Origin of the sequence: Streptomyces iranensis, from assembly GCF_017874715.1 — a bacterium.
Lineage (GTDB): Bacteria > Actinomycetota > Actinomycetes > Streptomycetales > Streptomycetaceae > Streptomyces > Streptomyces iranensis.
Window position 1 is genome coordinate 86,672 of the sequence record NZ_JAGGLR010000006.1, and the last position, 18,735, is coordinate 105,406.

Consider the following 18,735-nt stretch of genomic DNA (forward strand, 5'->3'; position numbering starts at 1 on the left):
GTTCAGAGGTGGAGGGGCGGCCTTTCGGTCCGCCCCTCCACCTCTCGGGGGATCGCCAGTTGGTCTCGGGGTGGTCAGCCGCGGTCGGGGGCTCTCTCGATGAACGGGGCCAGCAGCCCCGGTACCGCGGTCTCGGCGAGGGCGATTCCCTGGCCTTCGGTCAGGTCGTGCACGTGGTAGACGCCTTCGCCCGCGGCGGTGGTGGCGCCGAGGGTCATCAGCCCGGCCCGGCGCTGGAAGGGCGTCCGGGACAGCTTCCAGCCGATGATCCCGTCGCGCTGGAGGGCGACGGTGCGGCGGGCGAACGCGCCGGAGCAGGCGGCCAGATAGCGGTCGCGCAGCCCGTGGCCGAGGCTGTGGTAGGCGCTGAAGGCGAACGCCACCAGGACCGGCACCAGCACCACACCGGTGATCACGCCGGTGATGACAAGCCACCGGCCCAGCCACAGACCCAGGCCCACCGGGACGGCCGCGATCAGGACCGACCACATGAGGGCGCGGTTGATCCGGCGCCGCAGGGCCGCCTTGGGGTGCGGGAGGAGGCCCTTGCGCTCGATCAGCCCTGGGCCGGTCGGCAGCGCCTGGGCGGCGACCCGCATGGCCTCGTCGCGCGGGGTGGGCGGGGTCAGTCCGCGGCGCCTGCGGTTGTCCTCCTGGTTGCCCAGGCCACTGGCCACGGCGTTGAGCTTGGCGCCCTTCGCCCAGCGCAGCGGGACGGGCTCGACGAGTTCGAGGCCGCGCAGATGGCGCTCCTCGATGCTCACGGACCGGGTGGCCAGCAGTCCGCGGCGGATGCGGAGGATTCCGCCGTCCTCGCGGCGCAGTTCGTAACCGGCCCAGTTCTCGATGTAGGTGGCCGTGGAGCCGAGCATGCCGAGGACGGCGATGACGACGACGGCCAGCAGGACTCCGTACCAGAGCGGAATGGTGCCGAAGCGGCCTTCGAGGTCCTTGACGACGCCGAGGTCCAGCGGGTTCACCTGGAGCTCGCTCAGGGTGCGGAAGACACTGGCCGCGGCGATGAAGACACCGCCCACGCCCCATACGGTCAGCGGGCCGTAGCGCAGCCAGGACCAGTCCAGCCGGCTGAGCACACCGTCGCTGTCGGCCACCGGCCGGGCCCGGCCCGCGTCGCGCAGGGCGATGATCTGGCGGCGCAGCTCCACGGCCTCGGCCTTGGTGATGCCGTCGAGAGCGAGCCTGCGCGCGGCGGCGTCGCTCTGGTCCCCGCTGTCGATGCGCAGCGTGGTGAGGCCGAAGACGCGGTGGACCGGGTTGGCGGTGACGTCGACACCGCGGATGCGGCCGATCGGGACCGAGCGCTCGCTGCGGAAGAGCAGTCCGGTGTGGAGCTCGAAGCGGTCCTCGGTGAGCCGGTAGCGGGTGGTGAACAGCCGCATCAGCCCGATGCCGCTGATGACCAGGAAGGTCAGGAACAGCGAGCCGAGGGTGATGATGACCTGGAGGTTGGTGTCGCCTCCGGTGACCGCGAGGCTGGCCAGGAACATGGCCACCGGCGCGGCGAGGATGGAGAGGTTGACCAGGAGCAGCCGCCCGTTGAGCCGCCCCCAGTCGCGGTTGGCCGCGTGGGAGGACCTCCGTACGGTGGTCTCGGAGCTCATGTGGCGTCTCCCGGCACGGCCTGGGTGTACGTGGCCAGGTGCTCCACCAGGTCCCCGGCGAGCTTGTGGTCGATGCCCTTGATCTTCACCGCGCCCGCGGCGGATGCGGTGGTCACGGTGACGCCGGAGAGCCCGAACATCTGCTGCAGCGGGCCGCGCAGGGTGTCCACCGTCTGGACCCGGGACAGCGGCACGACCCGCCACTGCTGCCAGAGCCAGCCGGAGGCCGCGTAGACCGCCTCGTTGGTGGCCTCCCAGCGGTGGACCCGGTAGCGCCAGGCCGGCATGACGGCCATGTAGAGCAGCCCGGGGACCAGCGAGATCAGCGTGGCCCACATGAAGAACTCACGCGTGGGGGGAATGGAGGCCCACAGGATCCCGAAGACGAGCGGCAGGGGCAGGGCGAAGAGTGCGGACTGCAGCGTCCACCAGCCGATCGCACGGCGGTCGACCCGGTGCCGAGGCGGTCGGAGCCTCAGATTGTCATGGCTTTCCACTGCTTCACCCTGCTCTTGCGTCTGACGGGTGCCGGGGCGGGGCCCGGCGGGGGTTGGTGGACTATGAAATCAGGCGGCTCAGACCGACGCACCGGTGGCGGTCTGCTGCGGCAGCTGACCACTTCCGGTGTGCTGGCCCTTCAGCTTGCGCATCTTGGCCAGCAGTACGGCGGTTCGGGTCAGCACCATGGCCAGCGACATGAAGACGAAGGCGTTGGCGTAGGTGTCCTGGCCGCTGATCTTGTAGTCGATGGAGAACTTGACCAGGTCCATGGTGAACCAGTGCTCGGCGCCGTAGGCGAAGAGGATGCGTCCGGCGGAGAGGACGATCCACACCAGGGCGTAGCCGATGCCACCGATGGTGTAGAGCTCACCGGACGTGGCGTCCTTGTAGGCGGGCAGCAGCACTCCGGCGATCAGACCGCAGATGACGCCGGTGCCGACGCCCACGAGCTGCAGGGAAATGTCGTTGCCCTTGGTCGGGAAGGACTCGACGAAGATCGCGATGACCACGGCCACGGCGATGACCGAGCGCGCCATCCGCATTGTGGTGATGCGGCGGCGGCCGATGTCGGTCGCCAGGATGATGATCAGGATCGTGCCACTGGCGATCAGTGCGGACAGGAACTGGCTCATCTGTGGCATATGCGACGTTCTCCAAGCCAAACGGGGATGTGCGTTCGGTGTGACGGTTCTCCGCCTCACCTGGCTCAACGCTAGAAGCGGGCGCGCCACCGCGAGACGACTGAACGGTGGGTTCTGGCTGTCAACCGTCCGGTGGACACGGTGGACACGCGTGGTAGTACTGAGCCGTGCGCAATCACTCTCCGGGGGACGGCTCGCAGACCGGGGCGTACTACGGTCCCGAGTCCGGCACCCGCTGGTTCGGCTTGTGGGACGGCTTCTTCGCCGTCTCCTATCTCGTTACGGCGGTCCTGCTCTTCCTCTCCGCCGGCTCGCAGGTCAACCACTCCATCCCGATCGCCGCGCTGACCCTCACCGTGCCCTGGTACGCGGCGGTCGGCCGGACGCTGATGATCGAGGACACCTACGGCCCGCGGAACCTGGTCTTCGCGGCGGGCCTGGTGACGCTGTTCTGTCTCACCACGGCGTTCAACCTCGTCGGCGCGTTTGCGCTGTTCGCCGTCATCCCGATGCTGATTATGAGCCTGCCGATGGCCTCGGCGGTGGTGCTGGCCACGGCGGCCAATCTCTGCCCCGTGCTGGTGGTGGCGTTCACCGGTGAGGATCTGGGGCTGAGCGTCCTGGGCGTGCTGCCCATCTCGCTGCTGAGCATCGCGCTGTCGGTGCTGCTGGGGATGTGGATCAAGCGGGTGGTGCGGCAGAGCAAGGGGCGCGGACAGCTCATCGAGGAGCTGCAACGCAGCCGTGAGCGGGTGGCCAGGCTCTCCCACGAGGCCGGTATCTCGGCCGAGCGCGAGCGGCTGGCCCGGGAGATCCACGACACTCTGGCACAGGGTCTGACCAGCATCATCAGCCTGGTGCAGGCGGCCGAGTCGGAGGTGCGCGAGACCCCGGACCAGGCGGTGAGCCATCTGTCGCTGGCCGGGCGGGTGGCCAAGGAGTCGCTCGCCGAGGCCCGTGGCTTCGTGGCCGCCCTCACCCCGCCCGCGCTGCGCGGCGGTTCGCTCTCCCAGGCGGTGCGGCGGCAGGCGGAGGGGCTGATCGCCGAAACCGGCCTGGAGGTGCGGTGTTCGGTGATGGGCGAGGAGAAGTCGCTGCCGATGGCGGTGAGCGTGGTGCTGCTGCGTACGGTGCAGGAGGCCATCGCCAATGTGCGCAAGCACGCCAAACAGGCCCGTACGGTCGATGTGATCGTGGTCTTCGACCAAGGCGGGGTCCGGCTGCTGGTCCGCGACGACGGCGAGGGGTTCACCCCGGACGGCGGCCAGGAAGGCTACGGGCTGCGCGGCATGCAGGCCCGGGTGGAGGAGATCGACGGGGTGGCGTCCGTCACCAGCGGCCCCGGGCGGGGCACCACCGTGGAGGTGAGCGTGCCGATGACCGCACCGGCCGGGGAGACAGTGAATGGCTGAGACCACGCCGGGCGGGCCGAGCCCGATCAGGGTCCTGCTGGCCGACGACCATCCCGTGGTGCGGGAGGGGCTGAGCGCCATGCTGGAGTCCGCCGAGGGGATCACGGTGGTCGGGCAGGCCGGTTCCGGTGAGGAGGCGGTGGTCCAGGCGGTCGCGCTGCGGCCGGACATCACCCTGCTGGATCTGCGCATGGGCGGGATGGACGGGGTCGAGGCCACCGGGCAGATCCTGCGCCAGGTGCCGGGCTGCAAAGTGGTCATCGTGACCACGTACGAGGATGACTCCGACATCCTGCGCGCGGTGGAGGCGGGCGCCGCGGGCTATCTGCTGAAGGGCAGTTCACGCCAGGAGCTGATCGACGCGGTGCAGACCGCGGCGCGTGGCGAGACCGTGCTCACCCCGTCCCTCGCGGGCAAGCTCTTCCGCACCCGGGCCCCCGAGCCGTCCCCGATCTCCGGCCGTGAGCGCGAGGTGCTGCGGCTGGTCGGCCGGGGGCTGACCAACGCCGAGATCGGTGCCGAGCTGTTCGTCAGCGAGGCCACGGTCAAGACGCATCTGCTGCGCGCGTATCGGAAGCTCGGTGTGTCCGACCGCACGGCCGCGGTGATGAAGGCCATGGAACAGGGCTTGCTGAATTAAGCGGTCCCTCTACACCGTTCCCGTGAGGCTGCTGTCGGAGAGCTTCGCGGGGAGGTCGCGGCGGCGCTTGACGTTCAGCTTGCGGTAGATGCGGGTCAGGTGCTGCTCCACCGTGCTGACGGTGACGAACAGCTTGGAGGCGATCTCCCGGTTGGTGTTGCCGTGCGCGGCCAGCACCGCGATCCGCACCTCCGCCTCGGTCAGCGCCTCCACATCGCGCTGTGCCTCGGCCCCCTGGCCCGGCTGGGCGGCGGCCGCCGCGAGCTCGCCGGGGTCCGCGTGCCTGGGCATCAGTTCACGGCACAGCGGATCGGCGCCGCAGGTCTTGGCCACGTGCCAGGCCTTGCGGACGAGCACCCGGCCCCGGTTGAAGTCGCCCAGCGAGCGGTAGGCACGGCCGAGTTCACCGAGGGCGACGGCCAGCTGGATGCGGTCCTCGCCGCCCTCCAGGATCTCCACGGCCTCCTTGAGCCGGGGCACCCGGCGCTTGAGCTCGTCGGTGCGGGCGAGCACGACCAGCAGGGCGCCGCGCAGCCGGGCGTCCTCCGAGCCCAGCCGCAGCTGCTCCTCGGCCAGCGCGCGAGCGCGCCCCGGGTCGCCGAGGGCCAGCCAGGTCTCGGCGGCGTCCAGCCGCCAGGGGGTCAGCAGGGGGATGTCCACCCGCCAGGCGCCCATCAGCTCACCGGCGGCCGTGAAGTCGCCGAGCGCGGCGTGGTAGCGGCCGGTGGCCAGATGGCAGCGGCCTCTGGCACGCAGGTAGAACAGTCCGGGGAGGGTCTGGAAGAGCTCCTCGGGCAGGGGCTGTTCGAGGAGCGCCATGGCCTCGTCGTAGTGGCCCATTCCGGTCTCGGCCTGGATCAGGGTGGACAGCAGCAGCCCGATGCCGACGCCCCAGCCCTGCACCGAGATCCGTGACATCGCGGTGCGCGCCTGGTGCGCGGCGACCTGCAAGTCGCCCTGGCGCAGCGCGATTTCGGCCCGTACGGCGGACAGCAGCGCCTGCCAGGTGGGCACGCGGCGGGCGGAGCATTCGCCCTGCAGCCGCTCGCACCAGGACAGCGCGAGGTCGAGCCGTCCGGCCAGGACGAGTGCCATCAGCGCCACGACCAGCGGCTGGAGGGTGCTGTCGCTCAGGTGGTAGCGCTGCAGCACCCGCTCGGCCTCGATGACGGCCCGGTCGGCCTGGCCCTCGGTGAGCACGGCGGACATGGTGGCGGCGGCGTGGGCGTGGGCCAGGTCGGCCATGTCGCGCGGGGCTCCGGCGGTGGCGCCGGTGGCGCCGGTCCCGACGGTGGGGAGACGGTCGCGCAGCGGGGGGCTGAGCATGGTCAGCCACTGGGCGGAGGCGGAGACGGCGGCGGTCATCGCGAGGCCGTCGCCGGTGGCGGCCGTGCGGGCCAGCGCGGAGACGGCGCCGGCCGCCGCGTCCAGCCGTCCCGACCAGGCGAGGTAGGAGGTGATCGGGGCGACGTCGCGCGGGGCGAGCCGGCCCCGCTCGGCGCCCTCGGTGAGCTCCGGCAGATGGCTCTCGGCCGCGGCGGGGCCGATCCGCCAGGCGACGCTGACCAGCCGGGCCTTGAGCGCGGTGCGCTCGGGGCCGGGCGCGCAGGCGTGGTGGGCGCATTCGAGGCAGTGGAGCGCGAACTCCAACTCCTCCTCGACCAGGGCGAATTCGGCGGCCTCGCGCAGCACGGGGACGGCCCAGCGCTCGGCGTCCTGCGGGGCGGAGACCAGCTGGCGGGCCACGTCGAGCGCGGAGGCGCCGTCGGCGTGCAGCAGCCGGGCGGCGCGGGCGTGCAGTGCGCCGCGGGCGGTGGCGGGGGTCGCGTCGAGCACCGCGGTACGGGCCACCTCGTCGCGGAAGGCGTTGTGCTCGAGGATGGCGCACTGGTGCAGGTCCTGGACACCCTGCTGGACCGTGTTGGCGCTCAGGTCGAGGAGCTGGCCGAGCAGCCGCGGGGAGCAGGCGTCGCCGAGGACGGCGACCCCGCGGGCGATCCGCAGCACCTCGGGCTCGCCGCGGTGCAGACAGCCGAGGACGGCGTGGGCGAACGCCTCGCCGGGCGCCGGGCGCTGCTGGGCCTCGCCGTGCTCGCCGACGGTCCGCCAGTCCTCCAGCAGGGCGCGCAGCAGCAGCGGGTTGCCGCCGGAGACGCGGTGGCATTCGGGGGCGAGGCGGGCGGCGACGGTGGCGGACAGGGTGCCGGACAGCGCCTCGGCGACGCCCGACTCGGTGAGCATGTGCAGCCGCATGCGCACACAGTTGGGCTGGCGGAGCAGTTCGGCGTGGAAGGTGAACTGCTCCTGACGGAGCCGGGGGGATTCGGTGAGCACGATGAGAACCTTCGCCTGACGCACCCGCCGTGCCAGGTGGAGCAGGAATTGCAGGGACTGGTCGTCGCCGCAGTGCACATCGTCGACAAGGACGACAAGTGTGCGATCGTCGACCATTCGCAGCAGCGCCGAGGAAATCTGGGACATCACGTGCATGCGCCCCGTGGCGGTGCTTTCCAGCGCGTTTCCGTCAAGCAGCGCGATCACTTCGGATCGCACATCGGCGGGCATCGTACCGTTATCGAAAATCTTTCGGACAATTCCGAAGGGAAGGTCCCGTTCGGCCCGCGAACCGGTCCCTTCCAGGAGCAACGCACCGCTTTCGATGGCCTGTTCGGCAAAGGTGTTCAGCAGTGTGGTCTTGCCACTGGCCACCGCACCGCTGACAAGAGCCAGCCGACCCCGGCCCTGCGTCGCGCCGCGCAGCATTTCACGCAGCGCGGAGAGGTGGTTCTCCCATTCGAAGAGGTTCGCAGGCAAAGAATTCATCCCCCGATGAAGCCACCTGATGCCCCCAGCGGACCGCCGGGGGCATCGAGCATGACGAGTGGTGTTTTCCGGTGCGTCAGGCAGGTTTCTGAGGCGGTCGGCTCAGGGTCTCGACCCCGAAAGCGCCTCCGCGACGAGACTCATAATCGGCGCTTGATGCCCGGCCAAGAAGAAGTGGCCACCGGGGAACACCCGGATGTCAAACGCGCCGGTGGTGTGCGACCGCCACGCCTCGGCCTCCTCGAGGCTGGTCCTGGGGTCGTTGTCGCCGGTCAGCACGGTGATCGGCGCGCGGACGGCGGCGCCGGGCACCGAGCGGTAGCTCTCGATCGCCTTGTAGTCACCGCGAATCGCCGGCATCGCCATGCGCAGGATCTCCTCATTTCCGAGGACGCGGGAATCGGTGCCGCTCAGCAGCTTCATCTCGCGTACGACGCCGTCGTCATCGCGCCGGTGCACATTCTCGTCGCGGTAACGGGACGGCGCCCGGCGGCCCGAGGCGAAGAGGGCGAGCGCGGAGAACTCCGGGTCGGACTCCTCCAGCCGGCGGGCGACCTCGAACGCGAGAACGGCGCCCATACTGTGCCCGAAGAAGACGACCGGGAGATCGAGCCAGGGCTTCAACTCCGCGGCGATGGCGTCGGCGTACTCGTCGATGTTCTCGATCAGCGGGTCCTGCCGCCGGTCCTGACGCCCCGGGTACTGCACGCACAGGACATCCGCGGACGACGAAAGCGTTTGGGACATCGGGAAGAAGAACGACGCCGAACCCCCGGCGTGGGGCAGACAGACCAGACGGGCGCGACTCTCCGGCATTGGATGGAATCGTCGTATCCAGACGCTGTCTTCTCGCTGTGCACCCATGCGTAGGGAAAGTCTTTCACTCGTCAAGCGATATGTGGGGGGACAGACGGCAGAGCGTACCGGGCACGCGCCCGAGGACGCGTCGGCAAGCACTGCCCCTTCATGATTAACACGCCCAATGATGTAGGGGGCACCCCTAGTCTAGGGGGATCCTTCTTGACTGGGGTCACGGGGCGTGCGTGACTGTCGTACGCCCTTGTTGAGCGCCTCCACCAGATCGTCCAGGGCGTCGACGAGTTGCTCCGCGTCGCGCAGCGCCACCCCCGGACGGTCCCCGGACCGCCGGCGCCACCGCTCCAGCGACTGGTGCACCGCCGACCAGTTGAGCGGCCGCCGCTCCCGTACCGCCTTCACCGCCTCCGGCAGCGCCTGCCGCAGCGCCGCGGCGAAGTCCCCGGCCTCCTCCGACGGCGACGCGTCCCGCTCCGGCAGATGCGCCTCCAGCAGCATGGCGACCCGGCCCATCGTGGACAGCGCCGTCTGCGCCGCCCGCGCCGCGGGCCGCGACAGCCCGCGGTGGCGCACCGGCTCCCGGTGCGCCTGGGTCTCGCTCTGCTCCCAGGCCTCCCGCGCCGCGCGGGCGTCCAGCAGGGCGTCCCGCACCTGCCGGGGACGGCGCTCGGCGGGGCGGGCGTAGGCGTCGAAGACGGCGGTGGCGAAGGCGCCGTTGGCGGCCAGCCAGTCCGCGAGCCGGTCCCGCAGCCGCGGTGTCTCCCAGGCGGGGAAGACCGCGTACGCGACCATCGCCAGCACCCCGCCGAGCAGCGTCAGCGCCACCCGCGCCTGCACGGTCTGATGCCATGCCTCGCCCGCGATGCTCAGCAGGAAGACCACGTACGCGCTCACGCACGCGGAGGTCACGATGAAGCCGGTGCGCAGCAGCAGATACATCGACATGACGGACAGCACTGCCAGCCCCGCGCTCAGATACGAGCCGGGGTGGACCAGCGCCACCACCCCGCCGCCGACCAGCACCCCGGCCAGGGTGCCCAGGAAGCGGGCGACACCGCGGGAGTAGGTCTGGGCGAAGTCCGGCCGCAGGACCATCGTGGAGGTCAGCGGCGCCCAGTAGGAGTGCCCCAGCGGCAGCGTCGTGCTCAGCAGATAGCCGCTGACGCCGACCACGCACAGCCGCACCGCGTGGCGCAGCACCGGCGAGGACCAGCGGGCCTCGCGGCGGACGGCGCGCAGCGCCATGGCGGCGGTGCCCCCGATACCGGGGCGGGGCAGGAAGCGGTGCACCATCCGGCCTTCTGCGGACACCTCCTCCACCGGCTCGTCGGACGCCTCCACCACGTCCGCCACCAGTGAGAAGAGCCGCAGTGCGGCACGGCGGGCGGCACCGGTCAGCTTGGGCCCGTCCTCCGGCATCCGCAGGACGGCCATGGCCTCGGAGGGCACCCGCACCGGTGTGCCGTGGCGGATGGCGTGGGCCACCGCGTCCAGCACGGTGGCCGTGGCGGCCAGCAGTTCCCGCACCCGGTCGCGCTCGGGCCCCTCCTCGGGGGCGCCGACCACCGGGTCGGCGAGCGAGGCGAGCACCGGGCGGATCCGCTCGGCCAGCAGCCGGTAGCCGCTCAGCTGCCGGGGCCCGCCGGGCCTGACGGGGCGTCAGCGCGGCGGCACTGCGGGCGTCCATCAGCGGCTTGGGGTCGAAGGGCGCCACCGGCTCGTGGCGCAGCCTGCGGGCGTAGTCGGCCACGGCGGCGAGCGCGTCCGCGAGGGCGTCGCGCTGCACACCCCACGGCCGCACCGGGAAGAGCACGATCAGCGCGGCCTGCACCACACCGCCGAGCCCGACCAGCAGGGCGTGCCCCAGGGCGCCCGTGACCGAGGTCGGGAGGGTGACCGTGATCAGCATGACGGCCACCATCTGGGTGGAGACCAGTCCGGAGACCGGGCCGACCGCCCACGACATGCCCGTCATCAGCGTCCACACGGCGAGCATGAGGACGAAGGTGAGGGTGTGGGCGGCGGCCAGATAGCCGAGGAAGGTGCTCACCGCGAGACCGCTCGCGGCGGCCAGCGCCAGCCAGGGGCGGGGGCGCCAGCTGCGCTGGAAGGTGGCGATCCCGGCGGAGAAGGCGCCGAAGGCCGCCGAGACGGCGAGCGTCGGCGAGCCCAGCCACAGCGCCACCCCGACGACGAGCGCGACCCCGCATGCGCCGCGGACCGCGACCAGCGGTTCGGTCCTGGTGCGCTCGATCGCGAGGCCCGTCCGGGCGGTCTCCTTCAAGGCGTGCGACCAGGTCATGCGGCGAGACTACGGGGTGGCCCCGGGAGAACTGAACCAGCCGTTCCGGTCCGGGCCGCCCGGGAGCGGCCCCTGGCGCCGCCCGGGAGCGACCCCCGGCGGGGATCAGTCCCCGGGTGCGCAGTCCACCTGGAGGAGCTGGATCGGCCGGCTGGCGTCGAGGTCCACATAGGCGGTGAAGGACCGGGTCGTCGGCGCCTGGCCCCAGTGGGTGGTGATGGTCGCCCAGCCGACCCGCGCGGACTGGGCCGTGGTCACCTCGCCGACCTCGATGTCCTGCGGCTCGTTCTGCGCGCACAGCAGCAGGTCGTAGTCGGGCGTCTGGGCGGCCTCCTCCTTGAGCTGATCCGAGACCAGGTGCTCCCGCTCCCAGGGGCGCGGGCCGTGGTTTCCGTAGAAGCCCTCCAGGAAGTGGTGGATCTCCTCGGCGGTGTAGCGGCCGTTCGGGTCGGTCTGCGTGGCGGCCGAGGCGGGCGACCCGGCGGCCAGGGCGAGTCCGAGGCCGAGCGCGGCCACACAGCCGCCGGCCACCGCGGCGCGGGAGCGAAGCGCACGAATGGAACGAAGCATGGAAAATCCCCCTGTATACGGTCTTGCGTTGATGATTCGCCCCTTAGCCGGGCGAGCACACAAGAAGACCCCTCAGCCCCTCGAATGGTTGCTCAACTGTCCCTGGGACATGAGAACTTCCCATGCGGACCCCAGTGCGCTATCCGCCCCGCCGGGTTCTGGGTGAACGCGCCGCAGTACAGCACCGGCTCCGAGCCCCGGTCGGTGTGGTGCAGGATCACCACCGGCTTGTCCCTGGGCACCGAGCGGCCCCGCCCGACGTCCAGATAGCCGCTGGCGCCCTGCTTCCGGATGCCGTTGTCGAGGCCGATCTGCACATTGGAGCGCTCCACGTTGTCCGTACTGCGGAAGGCCCGGTTGGCCGCCTCGGCCATCAGCTGCATCGCGTCGTACGCCAGGGCGGCCCGTCCGTCGTCGCGCCACAGGTCATGGGATCCGAAGTCCCTTGCGTAGTCGGCGTTGAACTTCTTGGCGATGTCGCTCAGCCGCGGATGGCCCGCGGGCAGCACATGGACGGTGTGGTACAGCCGCAGCCAGGGCCGGTCCGCATACTCACCGGCGAGGGCGGCGGTGGTGAGGTCATTGCCGCCCAGCACCGTGAGCTTCCTGCCCTCGCACGCCGTGTTGTCCCCGAAGTCGTCGAGGAACGCGCTGAACTGGAGGGCGCGGGAGGCCCAGTAGACGACCGTCCGGGGGTTGGCGGTGATCCGCTCGCACACCGCGTCGGCCAGCTCGCCGATGCTCTCCTTACGGGCGACACCGTCCTTCGGCGACTGCCCCTGGCCGAGACCGCCGCCCCGGCCGCCCGGGGTGTACTCCAGGGTGAACGGCCGGGCGCCGAACCGCTCGGCGAACAGCGTCCCTATCTCGTCGCTGTACAGATCCCGGGGATCCTTGACGACCACGGCGGCGCGGGCCGGGGAGCAGCGCCCGGTGCCGTCGTCCATGACGTTGCCCCGGTGGGCGAAGTCGGCCTCGACCGCGGCCTCACGGCTGTTGGTGGGCGCCACCCTGCGGTAGTACCCGTCCACCTGCATCAGATCCGCCGTGGCCGTGGTGCCCACGACGGGGATCCGCGCGGCCCCCAGGACGCGCACGGCCTCCTGGGTCTGCTTCAGGCTCTTGGAGAAGCCCACCACCCCGATGATCCCGGAGCCCTTCTCACGGGCGTCCTCGGCGACCTGGCGGGCGATGCGCGGTGCGCCCGCGAAGTTCTCCCCCGCGTTACGGCTGTCGACGCGCAGCCAGACCTTCTGGGAGTCGTTGCTCGCCTCGTCGTTCAGCGAGCGCTGGGCCAGGGCGATACCGCGCAACTCGGGCACGGCCGCGTTGTACCGCTGCCCCTCCTGGTCGGCGGCCACGTCCGAGCCGATGTGCACCACCGTACGGGCGGTGCCGCCGTGGTCCTCCACCTCGCGGTCCACCCGTGCGTTCTCCTCGCGGATCAGCCGCCGGGCGTCCTCGTACTGCTTCCGCGGCGAGTCCGCGCTCAGTTCGGGGCGGCCCGCCACGACCTCGCTGGACGCCCCGCCCAGACAGCCGCGGTCCGGCTCGTCCGTGATCCGGTCGACCAGCCATACGCCCGGCGCACTCAGCAGGGCCGCCACCACGGCCCCGGTCAGGGCCAGCTCGGCGGCCGGGCCGAGCCGGAAGGCGCGCGGCGAGACGGGGTCGAGGTCCAGCGCCTCCGACTCCGGCATGGGCTCGGGCAGCGCGGCCCGCAACGGCCGGGGCGCACGCGACGGCATTCCGCTCGCGCCGCGCAGCCGGGCGGCCGCCCGCCCCAGCCCGCCGCTCTCCCCCTCGGTCACCCCGCCCGCCAGGGACGCGGTCACACCGCCCGCCGGGGACGCGGTCACCCCACCCTCCGGGGGCTCGCCCGCCGGGGACACCGGCGCCACCGCCACCACCACGACCGCCGCGCACCGGGTGTCCCGGGCGGCCTCTCCGTACCGCTCCAGGAAGCGCTCCCCGGCCGCCACGCCCGCGGCGTCCTCCGGCAGCTCCAGCAGAAAGACACACCTGGTGCGCCGGCGGCGCCGCCAGGGCGAGATCCGGCCCGGCCGCGCCGCGCGCCGCAGATCCGCCAGCAGCGCGCGCAGCAGCAGCTCCTCCCACCGGCCGACCGCCGCCTCGCCGTCCCGCGCGCGCTCGGCGCGCACCAGCCGCGCGGCGTTCTCGAAGAACTTCTCGGCGGTGCGGCCATGGCTGATGCGCCGCCAGTCCGCGTACCAGCCGCGCCGGGTGGAGCGCAGCAGCCGACGGGTCCGGCGCCGCCCCCACCACCAGCGCGGCAGCAGCTGGAAGAGGGGGCGCACCAGCAGCCGGCGCAGCTCCGCGATCCAGCCCGGCCCCGCCGTGCTCCCCGACCCGCTGTCACCGCCTTCGCCGCCGAACGTCCACAACGCCCGCAGCAGCGGCCCTCGTTTGAGCCGCTGTGCGTAAGCGTGGTCGCGCAGCGCGCCGCCGTCCGGCTCGGCGGCCCGCGGGTCCAGCGCCTGCTCGACGATGTCCCGCATCAACCAGAAGTCGGTGAGCCGCAGACCGCCGGTGCGGCGGGGCACATCGACGCACAGCTCCCGGCCGAGGTCCAGCGCCAGCGGCCGCCGCCCGGCGGCCGCGCGGAGCTCATCGGGGCCCAGCGCCGCGTACGGCACCCGCTTGGCGCCGTCCGGATAGAGCATCCGGCGCAGCCCCCGTATCGCCCGGTGGGCGCGGCCCGGCGCCCCCTCGCCGCTCGCGAGCAGCAGCACGGGCGGCAGCAGATCCCGCGCCTTGGCCTTTCGGTCCCGAGGCACCACGGCGCCCTTGAACGCCTCGATGAACTCCTCGGTCCCTTCCCCCTCCGTGAACCCAGGCACGTCGGCTCCCCCGCTTTCCCCCGGCTTTCCGTGCTTGTTGCGCCTGGGATCCCCGCCCGTCACAACGGCGAAACCCCCTGCCGGACCGGGTCCGGCAGGGGGCGGGGAAACCACTCAAACGTGCGAATCACACGTCACATACGCCTCAGTGGTTCTACATCCTCAGTGGTTCTTCACCCTCAGTGGCTCTGCGCCTCAGTGGTTCTTCGGGAAGCCGAGGTTGATGCCGACCTCCTCGGACGGCTCCGGCCAGCGGGTGGTGACGACCTTGCCGCGGGTGTAGAAGTGCACCCCGTCGTTGCCGTAGATGTGGTGGTCGCCGAAGAGCGAGTCCTTCCAGCCGCCGAAGGAGTGGTAGCCCACCGGCACCGGGATCGGCACGTTGACGCCGACCATGCCCGCCTCCACCTCCAGCTGGAAGCGGCGGGCGGCGCCGCCGTCACGGGTGAAGATGGCCGTGCCGTTGCCCCACTGGGAGCTGTTGATCAGCGCGATGGCCTCGTCGTAGGTCTCGGCGCGCACCACGCACAGCACCGGGCCGAAGATCTCGTCACGGTAGGCGTCGGCCGTCGGCGGGACCCTGTCCAGCAGCGAGACGCCGATGAAGAAGCCGTTCTCATGGCCCGCCACGGAGTACCCCGTGCCGTCCACGACCACCTCGGCGCCCTGGGCCGCGGCCCCGTGCACATAGGAGGCGACCTTGTCGCGGTGCTCCTTGGTGATGAGCGGGCCCATCTCGGAGGCCGGGTCGTTCCCGGGGCCGATCCGCAACTTGGCCGCCCGGTCGGCGATCTTCTTCACCAGGTCGTCGCCCGCGTCGCCGACCGCGACCACGACGGAGACCGCCATGCAGCGCTCACCGGCCGAGCCGTAGGCCGCGTTGATGGCGTTGTCCGCCGCGAAGTCCAGATCGGCGTCGGGCAGCACCAGCATGTGGTTCTTGGCGCCGCCGAGCGCCTGCACCCGCTTGCCGTGCTCGACGGCCCTGGACTGGATGTACTTCGCGATCGGGGTCGAACCCACGAAGCTGACGGCGGCGACGTCCGGGTGCTCCAGCAGCCGGTCGACGGCCACCTTGTCGCCGTTGACCACATTCAGCACCCCGTCCGGCAGCCCCGCCTCGGAGGCCAGCTCGGCCAGCCGGCGGGAGGCCGAGGGGTCCTTCTCGCTGGGCTTGAGGATGAAGGTGTTACCGCAGGCGATGGCCACGGGGAACATCCACAGCGGCACCATCGCCGGGAAGTTGAACGGTGTGATGCCCGCGACCACACCGAGCGGCTGGCGGATCGAGGAGACGTCGACCCCGGTGGAGACCTGGGTGGACAGCTCGCCCTTCAGCTTCTCGGCGATCCCGCAGGCCAGCTCCACGATCTCCAGACCGCGGGCCACCTCGCCGAGCGCGTCCGAGTGGACCTTGCCGTGCTCGGCGGTGATCAGCTCGGCGATCTCGTCGCGATGGGCGTCCAGCAGCTCGCGGTACTTGTAGAGGACCGCGGTGCGCTTGGACAGCGAAAAGGTGCCCCAGGAGCGGAACGCCTCCTTGGCCGCGGCCACGGCCGCGTCGACCTCGTCCACGGAGGCCAGGGCGACCTGGGTGTCCTGGGCCCCGGTGGCGGGGTTGTAGACCGGCCCGTACGCGCCGGTCGCGCCCTCGACGGTTTTGCCGCCGATCCAGTGGTTGACGGTCTTCATGGGTGCGGAGCCTTTCTCTAGAAAAACGTCAGAGGTGGCGGCGGCGTGCGGCGGCCTGCCGGTCGTAGTCCTCGCGGGCCTTCACGGCGGCCGGACGGGTCGCGGTCTGGGCGACAGGCACATCCCACCACGCCTGTGCCTCGGGTGCGCCGGACACTGTGTCGGCCGTTTCGGTCTCCACATAGACACATGTGGGCCGGTCCGAGGCGCGGGCCTCGGCGAGCGCCTCCCGCAGCTCGCCCACGCTCTTCGCGCGCAGCACGTCCATGCCCAGCGAGGCGGCGTTGGCGGCCAGGTCGACCGGGAGCGGATCGCCGGTGTACCGCCCGTCGGCCGCCCGGAAGCGGTAGGCGGTGCCGAAGCGCTCGGCGCCGGTCGTCTCCGACAGACCGCCGATCGAGGCGTAGCCGTGGTTCTGGAGCAGCACGATGTTGATGTTGATGCCCTCCTGGACCGCGGTGACGATCTCGGTGGGCATCATCAGATACGTACCGTCGCCGACCAGCGCCCAGACCGGGGTGCCGGGCGCCGCGAGCCGTACGCCGATGGCGCCGGGGATCTCGTATCCCATGCAGGAGTAGCCGTATTCGAGGTGGTACTGGCGCGGGGAGCGGGCGCGCCACAGCTTGTGGAGGTCGCCCGGCAGCGAGCCCGCCGCGTTGATCACCACGTCCTCGTCGCCGACGACCGCGTCCAGCGCGCCCAGGACCTGGGTCTGGGACGGGCGGGCGGTCTCGTCCTCGGCGGCGTACGCGGCGTCCACCCGGCGCTCCCACGCGGTCTTCCCGGTGCGGTACTCGGCCTCGTACATCTCGTCCACCCGGTGGCCCGCCAGCTCGGCGGTGAGCGCTTCGAGCGCGGCGCGGGCGTCGGCGACCACGGTGGTGGCGCCGAGCTTATGGGCGTCGAACGGCGTGATGTTGAGGTTGAGGAAGCGGACGGCCGGGTCCGCGAACAGGGTCGCGGAGGCGGTGGTGAAGTCGCTGTAGCGGGTGCCCACTCCGATGACCAGGTCGGCGGTGCGGGCGAGGTCGTCCGCGACGGCGGTGCCGGTGTGGCCGATGCCGCCGATGTCGGCGGGGTGGTCATGGCGCAGCGAGCCCTTGCCCGCCTGGGTGGAGGCCACCGGGATGCCGGTCGCGTCCACGAGGGCGCGCAAGCTGTCCTCGGCCTCGCTGTGGTGGACCCCGCCGCCCGCGACGATCAGCGGCCGGCGGGCGGCGCGGATGGTCCGCGCGGCGGCGGCCACCTCGGCCGCCTCGGGGGCGGGGCGGCGCACGTGCCACACCCGGTCGGCGAAGAACTCCTCGGGCCAGTCGAACGCCTCGGCCTGGACGTCCTGTGGCAGGGCCAGGGTGACGGCGCCGGTCTCGGCCGGGTCCGCCAGCACCCGCATGGCCTGGAGCGCGGCCGGGATCAGCGCCTCGGGGCGCATCACCCGGTCGAAGTAGCGGGAGACCGGGCGCAGCGCGTCGTTCACCGAGATGTCGCCCGCGTAGCCCACTTCGAGCTGCTGGAGCACCGGGTCGGCGGGCCGGGTGGCGAAGATGTCGCCGGGCAGCAGCAGCACCGGCAGCCGGTTGACGGTGGCGAGCGCGGCACCGGTGACCAGGTTGGTGGCGCCGGGGCCGATGGAGGTGGTGACGGCCTGGGCGGCGAGCCGGTTGTTCTGCCGGGCGTAGCCGACCGCGGCGTGCACCATCGCCTGTTCGTTACGGCCCTGGAGGTACGGCATGGTGTCCGGCCCGGACTCCAGCAGCGCCTGGCCGAGCCCGGCCACATTGCCATGGCCGAAGATTCCCCAGGTGGCGTTGATCAGGCGATGCCGCTGCCCGTCCCGCTCGGTGTACTGGTGGGCCAGGAACTCCACCAGCGCCTGGGCGACGGTGAGGCGGCGCACTGCCGAACCGTTCATCGTGGGTCTCCAGCGGGTGCTTGATAGAGGGGCAGACGGGGGTCGACGGGCTGGTCCGGCCAGGTGGAGCGGATCCAGGCGTGGTCGGGGTGGTCGCAGATGAGCCAGGCGCGCTCCGCCTCCGGGCCCGCCATGACGTTCAGGTAGTACATGTCATGCCCGGGAGCCGCGATGGAGGGGCCGTGCCAGCCGTCGGGGATCAGGACGGTGTCCCCGGAGCGGACCTCGGCGAGCACATCGGTGCCGCGGCCGTGGCCGGACGGGGAGACTCGCTGATAGCCGACGCCCTCGTTGCCGTGGGCCTCGGCGATCTCGAAGTAGTAGATCTCCTCCAGCTCGCTCTCCTCACCGGGGCGGCACTGGTCGTGCTTGTGCGGCGGGTACGAGGACCAGTTGCCGCCCGGGGTGAGCACCTCGACGGCGATCAGCTTGTCGCATTCGAAACCGCCGGCTGACTTTCCGCCTCCGGCGGGGGCCGCCGCGCCGAAGTTGTTGACCTGGCGCGAGCAGTTGCCGCTGCCGCGCAGCTCGACGGGGACGGCGGAGGCCGGTCCGTAGCGCGCGGGCAGCCGGCGCTCGCAGCGGGCGCCGGTGAGCGCGAAGCGGCCGCCCGCGCCGCTGGCGATCTGGGCGTGGGAGTCGCGCGGCAGATAGACGAAGTCGCTCACCCCGCTGAACACGCTCTCCCGGCCGTGCAGTTCGAACGCCTGGCCCTCGGCGATCACGGTGCAGCCGCCGCTCAGCGGCAGCACGATCCACTCGCTGTCCCCGGTGGCCAGCGAGTGCGAACCGCCGGGCGGCAGATCGAGGACCCGCAGGCTGGAGTAGCCCCAGCCGGCCCGCTCGGGGTCGATGTCCACGGCGTAGGGGCCGTCGGCCGCCTTGCCGGCCTGCACATGGAAGCCGGGGAACGGATCGGTGGTGGTCATGGCGTGAAGTC

At 71.9% G+C, this 18,735-nt stretch carries 12 protein-coding genes and 1 pseudogene; 2 read left to right on the top strand and 11 right to left on the bottom strand.

The features are described 5' to 3' along the window. Positions 1–74: 74 nt before the first annotated feature. From J2Z30_RS12125 to J2Z30_RS12135, 3 genes are all read right to left on the bottom strand, one after another. Positions 75–1,622, bottom strand: coding sequence for a PH domain-containing protein (locus J2Z30_RS12125; protein WP_044575051.1), 1,548 nt, complete (start codon positions 1,620–1,622; stop codon positions 75–77). Continuing rightward, entirely contained in the window at positions 1,619–2,119 is a 501-nt protein-coding gene (locus J2Z30_RS12130) for a PH domain-containing protein (protein ID WP_044575048.1), read from the bottom strand. The genes J2Z30_RS12125 and J2Z30_RS12130 overlap by 4 nt, the downstream gene beginning before the upstream one ends. Before the next feature lie 78 nt (positions 2,120–2,197). Continuing rightward, on the bottom strand, positions 2,198–2,764 hold the full coding sequence (locus J2Z30_RS12135) for a hypothetical protein (RefSeq protein WP_044575046.1): 567 nt from the start codon (positions 2,762–2,764) through the stop codon (positions 2,198–2,200). A gap of 167 nt (positions 2,765–2,931) precedes the next feature. Here J2Z30_RS12135 and J2Z30_RS12140 point away from each other — a divergent pair, with 167 nt between their 5' ends. Both J2Z30_RS12140 and J2Z30_RS12145 read left to right on the top strand, forming a co-directional pair. Next, entirely contained in the window at positions 2,932–4,176 is a 1,245-nt protein-coding gene (locus tag J2Z30_RS12140; protein WP_052701578.1) for a sensor histidine kinase, read from the top strand. Beyond that, positions 4,169–4,816, top strand: a complete 648-nt coding sequence (locus tag J2Z30_RS12145) for a response regulator transcription factor (protein WP_044575042.1) — start codon at positions 4,169–4,171, stop codon at positions 4,814–4,816. Before J2Z30_RS12140 ends, J2Z30_RS12145 begins: the two co-directional genes overlap by 8 nt. Before the next feature lie 9 nt (positions 4,817–4,825). On the opposite strand, the gene J2Z30_RS12150 is transcribed toward J2Z30_RS12145, so the two are convergent. The 8 genes and pseudogenes from J2Z30_RS12150 to iolB all read right to left on the bottom strand — a co-directional run bounded on the left by J2Z30_RS12150 (position 4,826) and on the right by iolB (position 18,724). Further along, a complete protein-coding gene (locus tag J2Z30_RS12150) occupies positions 4,826–7,639 on the bottom strand; it encodes a helix-turn-helix transcriptional regulator (protein ID WP_052701577.1) in 2,814 nt (937 codons plus the stop codon). Positions 7,640–7,741: 102 nt separating this feature from the next. Further along, on the bottom strand, positions 7,742–8,503 hold the full coding sequence (locus J2Z30_RS12155; protein ID WP_044575039.1) for a thioesterase II family protein: 762 nt from the start codon (positions 8,501–8,503) through the stop codon (positions 7,742–7,744). 141 nt (positions 8,504–8,644) lie between these two features. Next, positions 8,645–10,757: pseudogene (locus J2Z30_RS12160) on the bottom strand (FUSC family protein). 105 nt (positions 10,758–10,862) lie between these two features. Continuing rightward, positions 10,863–11,327, bottom strand: coding sequence for a hypothetical protein (locus J2Z30_RS12165; protein ID WP_044575036.1), 465 nt, complete (start codon positions 11,325–11,327; stop codon positions 10,863–10,865). A gap of 92 nt (positions 11,328–11,419) precedes the next feature. Beyond that, on the bottom strand, positions 11,420–14,188 hold the full coding sequence (locus J2Z30_RS50880) for a hypothetical protein (RefSeq protein WP_052701575.1): 2,769 nt from the start codon (positions 14,186–14,188) through the stop codon (positions 11,420–11,422). A gap of 195 nt (positions 14,189–14,383) precedes the next feature. Continuing rightward, a complete protein-coding gene (locus J2Z30_RS12175; protein WP_044575033.1) occupies positions 14,384–15,880 on the bottom strand; it encodes a CoA-acylating methylmalonate-semialdehyde dehydrogenase in 1,497 nt (498 codons plus the stop codon). 28 nt (positions 15,881–15,908) lie between these two features. Continuing rightward, complete coding sequence (gene iolD, locus J2Z30_RS12180; protein WP_044575031.1) at positions 15,909–17,795, bottom strand: 3D-(3,5/4)-trihydroxycyclohexane-1,2-dione acylhydrolase (decyclizing); 1,887 nt, start codon at positions 17,793–17,795, stop codon at positions 15,909–15,911. Continuing rightward, complete coding sequence (gene iolB / locus J2Z30_RS12185; protein WP_044575028.1) at positions 17,792–18,724, bottom strand: 5-deoxy-glucuronate isomerase; 933 nt, start codon at positions 18,722–18,724, stop codon at positions 17,792–17,794. The genes iolD and iolB overlap by 4 nt, the downstream gene beginning before the upstream one ends. Positions 18,725–18,735 lie beyond the last annotated feature (11 nt).

Excerpts from the sequence above, each read along its gene's own strand:
- J2Z30_RS12175 (WP_044575033.1), bottom strand. The coding sequence starts at position 15,880 with ATGAAGACCGTCAACCACTGGATCGGCGGCAAAACCGTCGAGGGCGCG.
- J2Z30_RS12125 (WP_044575051.1), bottom strand. The coding sequence starts at position 1,622 with ATGAGCTCCGAGACCACCGTACGGAGGTCCTCCCACGCGGCCAACCGC.
- J2Z30_RS12150 (WP_052701577.1), bottom strand. The coding sequence starts at position 7,639 with ATGAATTCTTTGCCTGCGAACCTCTTCGAATGGGAGAACCACCTCTCC.
- J2Z30_RS12145 (WP_044575042.1), top strand. The coding sequence starts at position 4,169 with ATGGCTGAGACCACGCCGGGCGGGCCGAGCCCGATCAGGGTCCTGCTG.
- J2Z30_RS12135 (WP_044575046.1), bottom strand. The coding sequence starts at position 2,764 with ATGCCACAGATGAGCCAGTTCCTGTCCGCACTGATCGCCAGTGGCACG.
- J2Z30_RS12155 (WP_044575039.1), bottom strand. The coding sequence starts at position 8,503 with ATGGGTGCACAGCGAGAAGACAGCGTCTGGATACGACGATTCCATCCA.
- iolB (WP_044575028.1), bottom strand. The coding sequence starts at position 18,724 with ATGACCACCACCGATCCGTTCCCCGGCTTCCATGTGCAGGCCGGCAAG.
- iolD (WP_044575031.1), bottom strand. The coding sequence starts at position 17,795 with ATGAACGGTTCGGCAGTGCGCCGCCTCACCGTCGCCCAGGCGCTGGTG.
- J2Z30_RS12165 (WP_044575036.1), bottom strand. The coding sequence starts at position 11,327 with ATGCTTCGTTCCATTCGTGCGCTTCGCTCCCGCGCCGCGGTGGCCGGC.